The following is a 13256-nucleotide window of genomic DNA, read 5'->3' as shown; positions in this document are numbered from 1 at the left end:
GCAGCGTCACGTCAGTTCGTCAATCCCCATGTGACGTAGATCACTTACACGTGTCAAACCAGCAGGACTCGCGACTGCGATGAAAACGTAGTGCAGTCCATTGACACGAGTAACCATCGCACCCACACTCTGTTGCGCAGGGGCACGTTCACCGTGCCTAAGCGCACAATCGAACGCTGGCAGCAGCGAGGAGCAGCCCGTGCCACAGAGAAGCTTCGACGACCGAAACTACGGAGCCCCGCCGAGGTACCGGAGCGTGTACCCGCTCTTGAGCCGAGCGCTCCGGCTACCCGGTGCCTCTGGGCACGCGAGGCGTGAAACGGATCTAGAAATCCCCATGCGGGACGGCACCATCCTCTTAGCGGACCACCTAGCGCCGACCGGGACAGCCAAAGGAACGATCCTCGTGCGCTCCCCGTACGGGTGGAACTTCCTTACCACGGCAATCTTCGGAAGCTTCTTCGCCCGCAACGGCTACCACGTCGTCCTGGCCCGGACGCGAGGCACTTTCGGGTCCGGCGGGAAATTCGAGCCCGTCGTCCATGAGGAATCAGACGGCGCAGACACGGCGGCATGGCTGCGGCAACAGCCCTGGTTCGCCGGCAACCTAGCCACACTGGGGGGGTCCTACTTCGGCTTCACACAGTGGGCGCTGCTGATGGACCCGCCGCCGGAGCTTGTCACCTCCGTCATTTGGGCAGGTCCAGCCGACTTCAGGCGAGCCCTGTACGCCCAAGGCGCGTTCAACCTTGAGCTAGCCCTGACATGGAGCGAGCAGCTCGCACATCAGGAAGACTTCTCAACGTTGCGCTCAATGGTCCGGGGTTCGCGCGTCGAGCGCCGTGTCACGCCCGCACTTTCGACCCTGCCCCTAAAGGAGGCGGCGGACGAGATCACGGGACACCGCTGGTCCTGGTTTAGCGAGTGGGCGACCCGGCGCGATCCGGACGACTCGTTCTGGTCCAGTTACAACGTAAACAGTGCGCTAGACCGGGTCTCCACTCCCGTGATGCTCGCCGGCGGATGGCAGGACCTCTTCATAACCGACACCCTCGAGCAGTACCAACACTTGCGTCGCCGAGGTGTCGATGTGGCTATGACGGTGGGTCCCTGGACTCACGGTGAGATGGGCACCAAAGGGGTGGCCCGCTTGTTGGGCGAGGCTTTGGACTGGTTGGACAAACACATGATCGGAGCTACCTCGTCGCGTCCCAGCCCAGTGAGCATCTGCGTCGCCGGGGACAACACGTGGCGCAATCTGGAAGCGTGGCCGCCTCCGACGACCGCACACGTTGTGCACCCGCACGCAGACGGAGCCTTGGCGCTCACGCCAGCGGCCGCCGGCGAAGGCGCCACGTTCTGCTATGACCCATCGGACCCGACCCCCGCTCTGGGCGGCAGGATGCTCACGCCGTCTCGCTCGGGTTACCAGGACGACAGTGCCCTTGCGATGCGCGATGACACGGTCTCGTTCACTGGCGCGCCCCTGGACTCGGCCCTCGAAGTCATCGGAACACCGTACCTCGAGGTCAACCACACGAGCGACAACCCACACTGCGACCTCTTCGTCCGGGTGAGTGACGTGTCACCCGACGGCAAATCACGCAACGTCACCGATGGATTCGTCCGATTGGACCGACTCCCCAACCATCCGTTGGTCCTTCACCTCGACCCCACGGCCTACCGCTTCGAGGTTGGCCACCGACTACGCCTCCACATGGCAGGAGGGGCCTTTCCCCACTACGAGCGACACCTAGGCACCGCTGAGTCGCTCGGATCAAGCACCACGCTGGTGGCCACCCACCACACCATCGATCTTGCATCGGCCCGCCTCGTCCTGCCCGCCGTCCCGAGCAAGCCCGGCGGGTCCGACGACTCCCACGTTGCATAATCGTGGCACCCTGAAGGGGATTACTTGTGCTCAGACTTCCGTCTTCTTGGACCTGGGACTTCTGGTTGATCCGAGACGAGTCGACCTACCATCTGTTCTTTTTAAAAGCATCGCGCGCCCTGCATGATCCCGACCGTCGGCATCTGCGCGCAACCATCGGGCACGCGATCAGCGAAGACCTTCGCTCATGGACGGAAGTCGCGGACGCACTCGTCCCATCCGACGCTCCGGCAGCAGACGACCTCGCCGTTTGGACGGGTTCGGTCATCCGGGACGACCAAGGCGGATGGTGGATGTTCTACACCGGCGTGGCCCGGCGCGAGCACGGTCTCGTCCAAAAGATCCTGGCCGCCACCTCGACCGACCTGATGACATGGCACAAACGTCCCGGCCTGGTGCTCGAGGCCGATGCCCGTTGGTACGAGAAACTCGATGACGACGGGTGGCACGAGGAGGCGTTCCGCGACCCTTGGGTTGCGCGCACCTCTACCGACGGACCCTGGCAGATGCTGATCACGGCGCGCGACAAGGACGGAGCGCCCGACAATCGAGGCGTGGTGGGGGTCGCAACCTCTTCCGACCTGAGGAGCTGGCAACAACAAGCCCCGCTCACTCTGCCCGGCGCCGGCTTCGGACACCTCGAAGTGCTCCAAGCTGAGGTCGTCAACGGCCGAGCAGTCCTCATCTTCTCGTGTCCCACAGCAGCCCTGAGCGGTGAACGCCGCGCGAGGGGCCAACGGGGCGGGATTTGGTACGCGCTCACTGACGGCAAGCAAGCCTTCAATATCGACGAAGCACGGCGCCTGACCAACGAGACGGTCTACAGCGGTCGCCTCATACAAGATCCGACGACGGCATGGTCCCTGCTGGCCTTCCGCAACCTGGACGAGAGCGGTGCCTTCGTCGGGGAGCTCGCTGATCCTGTCCGGGTCGCCTGGTCCAACGACGGCGCGCGCCTAGAGCTGATCGACGCCCCGGACGACTGGTTGCCACAACGCCAGCAGCGGTAATTCACGTACGCGTGTCCTCAGCGAGGCGCTGCCCCTCGGCAACATGTCGCGGAGCAGAATGAGCACGAATCCACTCAGCCACCGGGCTCGAACCGGCGCCCACCCACCTCGACCGAAAGAAGTTTCCGTGTCCAAGACCGCCCCGACCAGCGCCGACGTGGCGCGGGAGGCCGGCGTGTCGCGCGCGACGGTGAGCTACGTACTAAACAATCGCAGCGATGTGCGGATCACCCCCGCCACCCGCGAGCAGGTCCTTCTGGCGGCCCGTCAGCTCGGCTACCAGCCGTCCCCTGCGGCCCGGGCTCTACGCGCCGGCCGCGGTGACGTTGTGCTCTTCCTCCTCCCGGACTGGGACACGACGGGTGAGCTCGGCCATTTTCTAGAGGAAGTTGGAACTCTGATTTCCAAGGAAGGCTTCGTCTGCTTGAGGTACGAGGGACCACAATGGCACGGACACCTGGGGTCGCTGCTGGGCAAGGTGACTGCGGCCGCCGTGGTCACCTTTTCTCCCTTGTCTGACGCTGACAGGGATGCGATGGCGATGTCCACCATCCCCGAGGTCCGCGCCTGGCTACTGGACGGACCCGAAGGACACACCGTACGCATCGATCAAGCGACCGTCGTGCAGCTCCAGCTCGACAGGCTCATCGCCCGTGGCTACCGCAGAATGATCTACGCGGTCATCCGCGACCCGCGCAACCAGCGATTCATCGACGCACGTGTCAGGGCGTTCCGAAACCTCACCGTCGCCGCCGGCATCGGTGACGCAGATGTTGTGGTTCTCGACGGCGAACTTGACGGGTTCGTAGACGCGCTGACCGCGGCGCGAGCAGTGAACGAGTCCCGCATCGGAGTCTGCGCCTGGAACGACATGACCGCCGTCGGCATCCTGAGTGCCGCTCAAACCCTGGGGATCTCCGTTCCCGAGGATTTAGGCGTCATTGGCGTTGACGACACACCTATCGCTTCGCTCACCGCACCTCCGTTAAGCAGCGTCCGGTTCGACTTAACCCAGGACGCGGCCGTCATTGCGGCGAACGTGGCCGAGACGCTCGGCGTGGGCAGCAAACAGCCTGCAATCACTAGCGCACCCGTGACACTCATCGCGCGCGCGTCCGACTGAACAGAGCAACGGCAGAGCGCAACCCGAAGCCTCGCGCAACGCGAGTAGCCCCCACACGAATCGGCCCCATCGGCTGCTAGCTGTGCCAGCAACTGGCCCGGGTGCTTGCGCGGCACTGGACACCCTCGTTGCGCCTTCTTCTGAATCAAACAAAGTGTCGGAGAAGGCCGATAGCGACACTAGGGCTGCAAACCGTGCACGCCCGCAGCCCTGGATGGAGTCCGAAACCATGACGGATCGACAGCCGCCCCCCGGACGAGCGTCTTGGGCAACGCCAGCGAAGACCGGTTGGTCCGTGGTTCAGTCCGCCATACGTGTGCTTTGCCAGGACTGCGGAGAACGACTTGAACGTTGCGCGGGTTGCTCAGAAAACCGATGCCTAACGTGCGAGCCATACCTCTCGGACGACTGCCGATGGGTCCTATGAGTGGCGGCGCTGAGCACGCGGTGCGCTGATGAGGTGAAACGCAGCAGTGACCTCCGAACGGAGGTTAGCGATCGTTAACCTCCTGGCTACGGTTCGGGTATGTCCTTCGAGTTGTCCCGCGAGCACGAAGATTTCCGTCAGAGCGTGCGCGAGTTCGCGCAGGCTGAGATTGCGCCTCACGCCGCGCGCTGGGATCGAGAGCGCCACTTCCCAGTAGATGTGGTGCAGACGATGGGCAGACTTGGCCTCTTCGGCCTGACCGCTCCCGAAGAGTACGGCGGTGCGGGAGAAGACGGCGACTTCACCAGTCTGTGTCTTGCGATCGAAGAACTCGGCCGAGTCGACCAATCGATAGGCGTCACCCTGCAGGGCGCAGTCGGTCTAGGCATCAACCCGATCCTGACTTACGGGACCGCCGAACAAAAGGACCAGTGGCTCCCCGACCTGGTCGCTGGGAACACGCTGGCAGGGTTCGGGCTGACCGAGCCGGGCGCGGGATCCGACGCTGGCGCCACCAAGACCAAAGCCGAGTTGCGTGACGGCCAGTGGGTGGTCAACGGCTCCAAGCAGTTCATCACCAACTCAGGCTCCGACATCACCAGCCTGGTGACGGTCACAGCGCGTACGGGGACACGCGATGACGGATCCGCAGAAATCTCGGCCATCATGTTGCCCACTAAGACTCCAGGTTTCGTGGCGGAAAAGGCCTACGACAAGCTTGGTTGGCACGCCTCTGACACGCACCCCCTTTCGTTCCAAGACGTCCGCGTACCCGCAGACCACCTGTTGGGTGACCAGGGCCGCGGGTACGCCCAGTTCCTTGCGACACTCGACGACGGCAGGGTCGCCATCTCCGCCCTGAGTGTCGGCTGCATTCAAGCGTGTCTCGACATGTCGCTGCAGTACGCCGGGGAGAGACAGACCTTCGGAGGCCCGATCGGCCGCAAGCAGGGCGTCGCGTTCCAGATTGCCGACCTCGAAGTCATGCTGCAGGCAAGCCGCATGCTGACCTACCGCGCGGCAGCCATGAAGGATGCTGGAGCGCCCTATGGCGAGTTCAAGCAGGCCGCCTCGGTCGCCAAGGTTTACGCCACTGAGTCAGCCGTCACCGCGACCCGGATCGCTACCCAGGTCTTCGGCGGCTACGGGTTCATGGAGGAGTACCCGGTCACTCGCTTCTACCGCGACGCGAAGGTGCTGGAGATCGGCGAAGGCACTTCGGAGGTTCAGCGCATGCTCATTGCGCGCGGTCTGGGTCTCCCTGTCGAGTAGGGCGAGTGGACTCTCCCTTGAACTGGCGCATTACGCACAACGAGGAGCAGGGATGACACAGGACGACGCGGGTCGACGAGTGGTGCTTCAGCGTGGACTTTGGTTCGAGGAGTTCGAGGTGGGCACCACCTATGAGCATCGACCTGGGCGCACCGTCACCGAGGCGGACAATGTCCTCTTCACGACGTTGACGATGAACACGCAACCACTCCACCTCGACGCGGCGGCTAGCGCTGAGATCGGCCCTTTCAACGAGAGGCTGGTCAACTCCATGTTCACGTTCTCGACCTTGGTCGGCCTATCTGTAGCCCAATTGACCCTGGGCACGATCGTGGCAAACCTGGGCTTCACGGAAGTTTCCTTCCCGGCGCCGGTGCGTATTGGAGACACGCTCTACGCGGAGACGAAGATCCTGAACAAGCGCCCCTCTGCCAAACGCACCGGCGAAGGCATAGTGGAGCTGGCCCACACCGCCCGGAACCACAAGGGCGAGGTCGTGGCGCTTGCGACTCGCAGCACGTTGGTCCGGATGATCCCCGATGAGTGAATGGCGGCCCGGCCCAGCCTGGTTGTTCTGCCCGGCAAGTCGCCCCGACCGTTATCGGAAGGCGCTCAGCCTAGCCGACGTCGTCATCCTGGATCTTGAGGATGCCGTGGCCCCAGAGGACAAGGCTGCGGCTCGGATTCAAGTCCAGCTCCTGGCAGACGCTGGCGCCCTTGCGGTCGATCGGACCGTGCTGCGACTGAACGCTGCCGGCACTGCCGATCATGCCGCAGACGTCAAGCTGGCAGCAGCGGCGGGCGTGCGCGTGGTGATGCTCGCCAAGACTGAGAAGCCGGAAGACATCCTCGCGCTCGACCACGACGTCATAGCGCTCGCCGAAACCCCGCGTGGTGTCGAGTCCGTGGCTTCGCTCGCTGCGCCGGACAACGTCGTGGCCGTGATGTGGGGCGCCGACGACCTCGTCGCCGGGCTGGGCGGAGTCAGCAGCAGGCATCCTGACGGGACCTACCGGGACACCGCTAATTACGCACGACAACGAGTCCTGATCACTGCAAAAGCCCACGGACGCTTGGCCCTCGACGGGGTGCACATGGACATATCGGACCTCGACGGGCTTGCAGCAGAGTGTGAGGACGCCGTCGCTGTCGGATTCGATGCCAGCGTGGCCATCCACCCGTCCCAGGTTGACGTCATCCGGGCCTCGTACGCCCCTTCCGCGGACGCGCTGGCGTGGGCGCAGCGACTCCTTGCCCATGTTGGCGGCTCCCGGGGCGTCGCCACTTTCGAGGGTCGGATGGTGGACGGCCCCATCTTCAAGCAGGCCGAGCGGGTGCTGCGGCGCGCAGCTTTGGCGGGACAAGCAGAAGATGACCATGAGTGAAGCCCGCACGATGCACGAACTGGTCGCCGACCTCAGGGAACGGCTGTCGGTCGTTCGTCAAGGCGGCAGCGAGACTGCCCGGACCAAGCACGCCGACCGCGGCAAGCTGCTCGTGCGTGTCCGCATCGACCGCCTGCTCGACCCCGGCAGCCCGTTCCTCGAGCTGAGCTCGCTCGCCGCCAATGGAATGTACGGCGGCGAAGTGCCTAGCGCAGGGGTCGTCACTGGCATCGGTCGGGTGCAGGGCCGCGAAGTTGTCGTCGTAGCCAACGACGCGACCGTCAAGGGAGGCACCTACTACCCAATGACGGTGAAGAAGCACCTTCGCGCGCAGGCTGTGGCCTCCGAGAACCGCCTCCCTTGCATCTATCTCGTCGACTCCGGGGGCGGCTTCCTGCCCCTGCAGGACGAGGTCTTTCCGGACCGGGAGCACTTCGGCCGGATTTTTTACAACCAGGCCAACCTGTCGGCCCGCGGCATCCCCCAGATCTCCTCGGTGATGGGGTCTTGCACCGCCGGAGGCGCCTACATCCCCGCCATGAGCGACGAGACCGTCATCGTTAAGGACCAAGGCACGATTTTCCTCGGCGGTCCACCGCTGGTGAAGGCCGCGACCGGTGAAGTGGTCACCGCCGAAGACCTCGGTGGCGGCGATGTCCACGCCCGCAAGTCCGGCGTCGTCGACCACCTGGCCGACGACGACGCCCACGCCATCGCCATCGTCCGCAGCATTGTGGAGACCCTGCGACCCGTTGCGGGCGCGCCGTGGGAAGTCCGCGAGCCCGAGGAGCCCGCGCTCGACCCCGTGACCCTCTATGACGTCGTCCCCACTGACACCCGAACTCCGTACGACGTCCGCGACGTCATCCGGCGCATCGTCGACGGCAGTCGCTTTCATGAGTTCAAGGCCCTGTACGCGGAGACGCTAGTGACCGGCTTTGCCCACGTGTGGGGTCACCCGGTCGGCATCGTCGCCAACAACGGCATCCTCTTCAGCGAATCGGCACGAAAGGGCGCGCACTTCATCGAGCTCTGCAACCAACGCGGGATTCCCATTGTCTTCCTGCAGAACATCACCGGCTTCATGGTCGGGCGCGAGTACGAGAACAATGGGATCGCACGTGACGGCGCCAAGCTCGTCACCGCCGTGGCGTGCAGCGTCGTTCCAAAGTTCACCGTGGTCATCGGCGGCTCTTTCGGCGCCGGAAACTACGGCATGTGCGGGCGCGCCTACGACCCGCGCTTCATGTGGATGTGGCCCAACGCACGCATCTCGGTGATGGGCGGCGAGCAGGCCGCCTCGGTGCTTGCCACCGTCCGCCCTGACCTCCATACCGACGAACAGGTCGAAGCCTTCAAGGCGCCGATCCGCGAACAGTACGAGACCCAGGGCTCGCCCTACTACGCCACTGCCCGCCTGTGGGACGACGGCGTCATCGACCCCGCCGACACCCGCCGCGTGCTCGGCATGGGCCTCGCGGCCGCCGCCAACGCCCCCATCGCGGCCCCCAGCTACGGCATCTGGAGGATGTGATGACCACCATCAAGACGCTGCTCGTCGCCAATCGCGGAGAGATTGCGCTGCGCGTGTTCCGAACAGCATCGCGCCTCGGCATCCGCACCGTCGCGGTCTTCACAGACCTTGACGCAGCCGCCCCCCACGTGCGTGCCGCCGACGACGCGATCCGCGTGGACAGCTACCTCGACGTGGCCGCCGTGGTTGCCGCCGCACGCGCCGTCGGCGCGGACGCTGTCCACCCTGGTTACGGCTTCCTGTCCGAACGCGCGACCTTCGCGGCCGCCCTGGAGGACGCCGGTGTGCGGTTGGTCGGGCCGAGCTCGACGATCATGGAGCAGATGGGTCGCAAGGACGCAGCTCGTGAAATAGCCCTCGCAGCCGGTGTGCCGGTGGTTCCCCGTGGCGAGGACGCAGGCTTCCCCGTGCTGGTCAAGGCCGCAGCAGGCGGGGGCGGAAAAGGCATGCGGGTCGTGCGCGACGAGGCCGATCTCCCCGAGGCCACCGCAGCCGCGAAGCGCGAAGCCAAGGCCGCCTTCGGCGACGACACCATGCTCATCGAGAAGTACGTCGAGCACGGCCGACACATCGAGGTCCAAGTCATGGGCGACGCCCAAGGAAACGTCCTGCACTTTTTCGAAAGGGACTGCTCCACCCAGCGCCGGCACCAGAAGGTCCTCGAGGAGGCCCCTGCACCGACCCTGGATGAGTCCACGCGTCAGCAGGTACGACAAGCAGCGGTCAACCTCGCAGCGCATGTCGGCTACACGAACGCCGGCACCGTTGAGTTCCTGCTGGACAATGCCACCGGCGAGTTCTACTTCCTCGAGATGAACACGCGCCTCCAGGTCGAGCACCCCGTCACAGAGGCAATCACGGGTCTCGACCTTGTGGAGCTGCAACTGCGGATTGCCAGCGGCGAGCCCCTGGGCCTCACACAGGACGACATCCACCTCGACGGTCACGCCATCGAGGCCCGGGTCTACGCCGAGGACTCCTTCGGCGGATTCTTGCCTCAGGCTGGCGCCGCGTCCATCGTGCGTTGGCCGACCGGCCGACCCGGTATCCGCGTGGACCACGCCCTCGAGTCGAACCAAGTAGTCTCGACGTCCTTCGACCCCATGCTTGGCAAGGTGATCGCGCACGGCCCCGACCGCGAGAGCGCCCGCCTAGCTCTGGTCGGGGCGCTGGACGCCACATCGATCCTTGGCCTGACCACGAACGCGGGATTCCTCCGCGCCCTCGTCGACTCCGTGGAGTTCCGCGACGCCACCATCGACACCGCTTGGCTCGACACCGCGGAGGTCCCGGAACCCTCGAACCAACTCCCTCGAGCGCTTGTTGCATGGGCATCCGCCACCAAGATCGCCGTCGGCGGGCCACATCCCTTTCAGCCGGACGGCTTTCGACTCGCCGCGTATCCGGCGCCGATCCTGGTCGAGCTGGACCAGCCAATCATGGTGGATGTCGGCGCGGGCACGGTCGACGGACGGGCCGTGCAAACCCTTTCTTTGCACTCCCACGGCCACGACCTGGACCTGCTCGTGGATGGTCGGCGCGTGCGCGTGGTAGTTGATGTGCGAGCGGGATTGCTCGAGATCGCCTGGCAGGGACATCGGCACGTATTCGTCGCCCCCGACCGCCTTGCCGGTTCGGTGCCAGTCGGGGACGGCATCATCAATGCCCCCATGCCTGGCACAGTCCTGGATGTCCGTGTCGTGCATGGGGAGCACGTCGATACCGGAGCGGTGCTAGGGGTCATGGAGGCCATGAAGATGGAGCTGAGCCTCAGAGCTCCGTTCGCAGGCACCATCTCAAGTGTCGATGCGATGGTGGGAGCGCAAGTACCTCTCGGTGCTGCGCTCTTCGTGGTCCTCGAGGAGGAGTAGTCATGGACAAGGTTGTGAAGAACGCCCACACTGCCGTGGCTGACATTCCGGACGGTGCGAGGCTCGCGGTTGGCGGTTTCGGACTGTGCGGCATTCCGTCGGTCCTCATCGAGGCGGTGCTGGAGGCCGGCACGACCGACCTGGAGGCGGTCTCGAACAACTGCGGGGTGGACGAGTGGGGCCTCGGTCGGCTGCTGTTCGCGAAGCGGCTGCGGCGGATGATCTCGTCCTACGTCGGGGAGAACAAGGAGTTCGCCCGGCAGTACCTCTCCGGTGAGCTCGAGGTCGAGCTGACGCCGCAGGGGACCCTGGCCGAGCGGATGCGCGCGGGAGGTTCGGGCATCCCGGGCTTCTACACCGCGACCGGTGTCGGCACGCAGGTCGCCGAGGGCGGCCTGCCGTGGAAGTACGACACCGAGGGCAACGTCATCGTCGCCTCGCCGCCGAAGGAGACGCGCGTCTTCAGCACGGCCGAGGGTGAGCGGGAGTACGTCCTGGAGGAGGCCATCGTGGCCGACTTCGCGCTGGTGCGGGCCCGGAAGGGCGACCGCCACGGCAACCTCGTCTACCGCGACTCCGCGCGCAACTTCAACCCGCTCGCCGCGATGTGCGGGCGGGTCACGATCGCCGAGGTCGAGGAGCTCGTCGAGCCCGGCGAGCTCGACCCCAACGACGTACACACCCCGGGGGTCTACGTGCAGCGCGTGGTCGCGCTGACCCCGGAGCAGGCGAAGGACAAGCGGATCGAGAAGGTCACCACGCGGCCCCGACCCGAGCCCGCGAGGGCTGGTTCGGCCGGGGACGCCCTGGTCGACGACGTTGCGACGCACGGACTGGGAGGCTGATCCGGATGGCAGGGAGCACGGGCTGGACGCGTGAGGAGATGGCCGCACGGGCGGCCTCCGAGCTCAGGGACGGGTCGTACGTCAACCTCGGCATCGGCCTGCCGACGCTGGTGCCCAACTACGTCGGCGACGACGTGGAGCTGGTGCTCCAGTCGGAGAACGGCATCCTCGGGGTGGGGGCGTACCCGTTCGAGGGTGAGGAGGACCCCGACCTGATCAACGCGGGCAAGGAGACGGTGACGCTGCGCAAGGGGGCGTCGTTCTTCGACTCCGCGCAGTCGTTCGGAATGATCCGCGGTGGCAAGATCGACGCCGCGATCCTCGGCGCCATGCAGGTCTCGGCCGCGGGCGACATCGCGAACTGGATGATCCCCGGCAAGATGGTCAAGGGCATGGGCGGCGCGATGGACCTGGTCCACGGCGCCAAGCGGGTGATCGTGCTGATGGAGCACACCGCCAAGGACGGGTCGCTGAAGATCCTCGAGGAGTGCGACCTGCCCTACACCGGCAAGCGCGTCGTGCAGCGGATCATCACCGACCTGGCGGTCATCGACGTGATCGACCCCGCGACCGGTGAGGTCGCGCCGTCGGGCACCCTCGGCGACCGCGCGCTCAGGCTCGTCGAGCTCGCCCCCGGCGTCACCGAGGACGAGGTGCGGGAGAAGACGCAACCTCTTTTGGTGACACCATGATGTCCCCGCAAAGCATCTCCACCGCAGTTGCGACAGCACCCTTCTCGAGCGCACACGCAATCGACGGTCATGTCGTGAAGATGCCGGTACCGCCTGTCCACGGCAAGGAGATGGGCACCACGATCACGCTGTGTGGAAAGTCCGCGCTGTCGTGGAACAAGTTCTTGACCCTGCCATTCGAAACACTGGAGGGTGAACGGTGCCCACGATGCGCGAGCGCTGCCGAAGCACCGCCCAAATCAATGGGGCGGCGCGTCTGATCGGCGACGATTTCGGGTTGCTCAGGCCTAGCCGATCCAGCCAGCATCGCGTGCGTAGGCGATCGCTTGCACCCGGTTGGCGCATCCCAGTTTGCGCATCAGGTCTTGCAGGTACGACTTGACCGTGTTGGGGAGCAGCCCAAGATGCTCCGCTATCTGCCGATTCGTGTGCCCGCGCGCAGCCTCGACCAACACCTGCATTTCCCTGCGGGTCAACTGCGTCCCATCCGGCAGCACGGCGCCGCGACGCACGGAAGGACCACCTCCCAGTCGCTGCCGGATCAGCTCTAGCCGCGCAGCGACGGCAGGGTCGGCCAGTTCCTCAGACAGATCCCCAAGCTCCCGGACGACAGCAGCAAGCTCGGCGGCCCCCGGTCCCGACTGCGGGGGGACTTGGGTGGCCATCTGTGCCAGGCGAGCGTGCACCGCATCCTCGACGAGGATCTCGTGCTGAAGGCGCCGCCGGAGGGGATCGAGAGCGTCGAACCAGCGATCACCCAGGGAGAGCTCGGCTGTGCTGCACAGGTATACGACCGCCCGCGGCCTTCCATCGACCACGATGGGAACCGCCGCCGCCGTGACCAGGTTTTCGCTGCGCACCGCATGGTCGTAGTGGTGAGTGATACCTCTTGCGGACTCGTAGCGGGCCACGCTCGTCGGCCGCGATAGGGCCAGCGCCCTTCCCCCGAGCCCCGTGCCTGTGACTATTTCCAGGTTATTCAGCGCCTGCGTCTTCGCGCCTACAACACAAAGGATCCGGCCTGTTCCGGACTCTGGGTCGACGATGCTCCCAAACGCCAGGTTGGTCCCAGCGACGCTGCGCCACGATGGCAAGGCCGGAGCCAGACGGGTAAGTACCAACTCGATCGCCGACGGCACAGGCACGCCTCCTTCCTAGCCCAAGGTTGTGTGACAGGCGCCACGTCAAGCATGCAACATCGCGGCC

Annotated in this window: 11 protein-coding genes; 10 read left to right on the top strand and 1 reads right to left on the bottom strand. The window is 65.4% G+C overall.

What is annotated here, in order from left to right:
* Positions 1 to 337 precede the first annotated feature (337 nt).
* The 10 genes from BM127_RS20900 (at position 338) to BM127_RS20855 (ending at position 12050) form a co-directional block, all read left to right on the top strand.
* On the top strand, positions 338 to 1891 hold the full coding sequence (locus BM127_RS20900; RefSeq protein WP_091201915.1) for a CocE/NonD family hydrolase: 1554 nt from the start codon (positions 338 to 340) through the stop codon (positions 1889 to 1891).
* A 65-nt stretch (positions 1892 to 1956) separates the two neighbouring features.
* On the top strand, positions 1957 to 2901 hold the full coding sequence (locus BM127_RS20895) for a glycoside hydrolase family protein (protein WP_198554434.1): 945 nt from the start codon (positions 1957 to 1959) through the stop codon (positions 2899 to 2901).
* Positions 2902 to 3028: 127 nt separating this feature from the next.
* A complete protein-coding gene (locus tag BM127_RS20890) occupies positions 3029 to 4024 on the top strand; it encodes a LacI family DNA-binding transcriptional regulator (protein ID WP_165357054.1) in 996 nt (331 codons plus the stop codon).
* A 526-nt stretch (positions 4025 to 4550) separates the two neighbouring features.
* Positions 4551 to 5723 (top strand): acyl-CoA dehydrogenase family protein, encoded by a 1173-nt coding sequence (locus BM127_RS20885; protein WP_091201909.1) that lies wholly within the window; start codon positions 4551 to 4553, stop codon positions 5721 to 5723.
* A 52-nt stretch (positions 5724 to 5775) separates the two neighbouring features.
* Complete coding sequence (locus BM127_RS20880) at positions 5776 to 6270, top strand: MaoC family dehydratase (RefSeq protein ID WP_091201907.1); 495 nt, start codon at positions 5776 to 5778, stop codon at positions 6268 to 6270.
* Entirely contained in the window at positions 6263 to 7108 is an 846-nt protein-coding gene (locus BM127_RS20875; RefSeq protein ID WP_091201906.1) for an HpcH/HpaI aldolase/citrate lyase family protein, read from the top strand. Before BM127_RS20880 ends, BM127_RS20875 begins: the two co-directional genes overlap by 8 nt.
* Positions 7101 to 8642 (top strand): carboxyl transferase domain-containing protein, encoded by a 1542-nt coding sequence (locus BM127_RS20870; protein WP_443678033.1) that lies wholly within the window; start codon positions 7101 to 7103, stop codon positions 8640 to 8642. The genes BM127_RS20875 and BM127_RS20870 overlap by 8 nt, the downstream gene beginning before the upstream one ends.
* Positions 8642 to 10513 carry an acetyl/propionyl/methylcrotonyl-CoA carboxylase subunit alpha gene (locus tag BM127_RS20865; RefSeq protein ID WP_091201902.1) on the top strand — a complete coding sequence of 624 codons (1872 nt, stop codon included), beginning with the start codon at positions 8642 to 8644 and terminating at the stop codon, positions 10511 to 10513. The genes BM127_RS20870 and BM127_RS20865 overlap by 1 nt, the downstream gene beginning before the upstream one ends.
* Positions 10514 to 10515: 2 nt before the next feature.
* Positions 10516 to 11358: a CoA transferase subunit A gene (locus BM127_RS20860; RefSeq protein WP_091201900.1), complete on the top strand. Its 843-nt coding sequence runs from the start codon at positions 10516 to 10518 to the stop codon at positions 11356 to 11358.
* A gap of 5 nt (positions 11359 to 11363) precedes the next feature.
* Positions 11364 to 12050 carry a 3-oxoacid CoA-transferase subunit B gene (locus BM127_RS20855; RefSeq protein WP_091201898.1) on the top strand — a complete coding sequence of 229 codons (687 nt, stop codon included), beginning with the start codon at positions 11364 to 11366 and terminating at the stop codon, positions 12048 to 12050.
* A gap of 287 nt (positions 12051 to 12337) precedes the next feature.
* On the opposite strand, the gene BM127_RS20850 is transcribed toward BM127_RS20855, so the two are convergent.
* Positions 12338 to 13195, bottom strand: coding sequence for a helix-turn-helix transcriptional regulator (locus BM127_RS20850; protein WP_129428527.1), 858 nt, complete (start codon positions 13193 to 13195; stop codon positions 12338 to 12340).
* Between the last annotated feature and the right edge of the window lie 61 nt (positions 13196 to 13256).

It is taken from the genome of Nocardioides alpinus, from assembly GCF_900112035.1.
Classification (GTDB): Bacteria; Actinomycetota; Actinomycetes; order Propionibacteriales; family Nocardioidaceae; genus Nocardioides; species Nocardioides alpinus.
The sequence above is the reverse complement of the archived record's forward strand: the minus strand, read 5'-3'. Positions and strand labels throughout refer to the sequence as shown.

Excerpts from the sequence above, each read along its gene's own strand:
- BM127_RS20880 (WP_091201907.1), top strand. The coding sequence starts at position 5,776 with ATGACACAGGACGACGCGGGTCGACGAGTGGTGCTTCAGCGTGGACTT.
- BM127_RS20870 (WP_443678033.1), top strand. The coding sequence starts at position 7,101 with ATGAGTGAAGCCCGCACGATGCACGAACTGGTCGCCGACCTCAGGGAA.
- BM127_RS20865 (WP_091201902.1), top strand. The coding sequence starts at position 8,642 with ATGACCACCATCAAGACGCTGCTCGTCGCCAATCGCGGAGAGATTGCG.
- BM127_RS20875 (WP_091201906.1), top strand. The coding sequence starts at position 6,263 with ATGAGTGAATGGCGGCCCGGCCCAGCCTGGTTGTTCTGCCCGGCAAGT.
- BM127_RS20860 (WP_091201900.1), top strand. The coding sequence starts at position 10,516 with ATGGACAAGGTTGTGAAGAACGCCCACACTGCCGTGGCTGACATTCCG.
- BM127_RS20855 (WP_091201898.1), top strand. The coding sequence starts at position 11,364 with ATGGCAGGGAGCACGGGCTGGACGCGTGAGGAGATGGCCGCACGGGCG.
- BM127_RS20900 (WP_091201915.1), top strand. The coding sequence starts at position 338 with ATGCGGGACGGCACCATCCTCTTAGCGGACCACCTAGCGCCGACCGGG.
- BM127_RS20885 (WP_091201909.1), top strand. The coding sequence starts at position 4,551 with ATGTCCTTCGAGTTGTCCCGCGAGCACGAAGATTTCCGTCAGAGCGTG.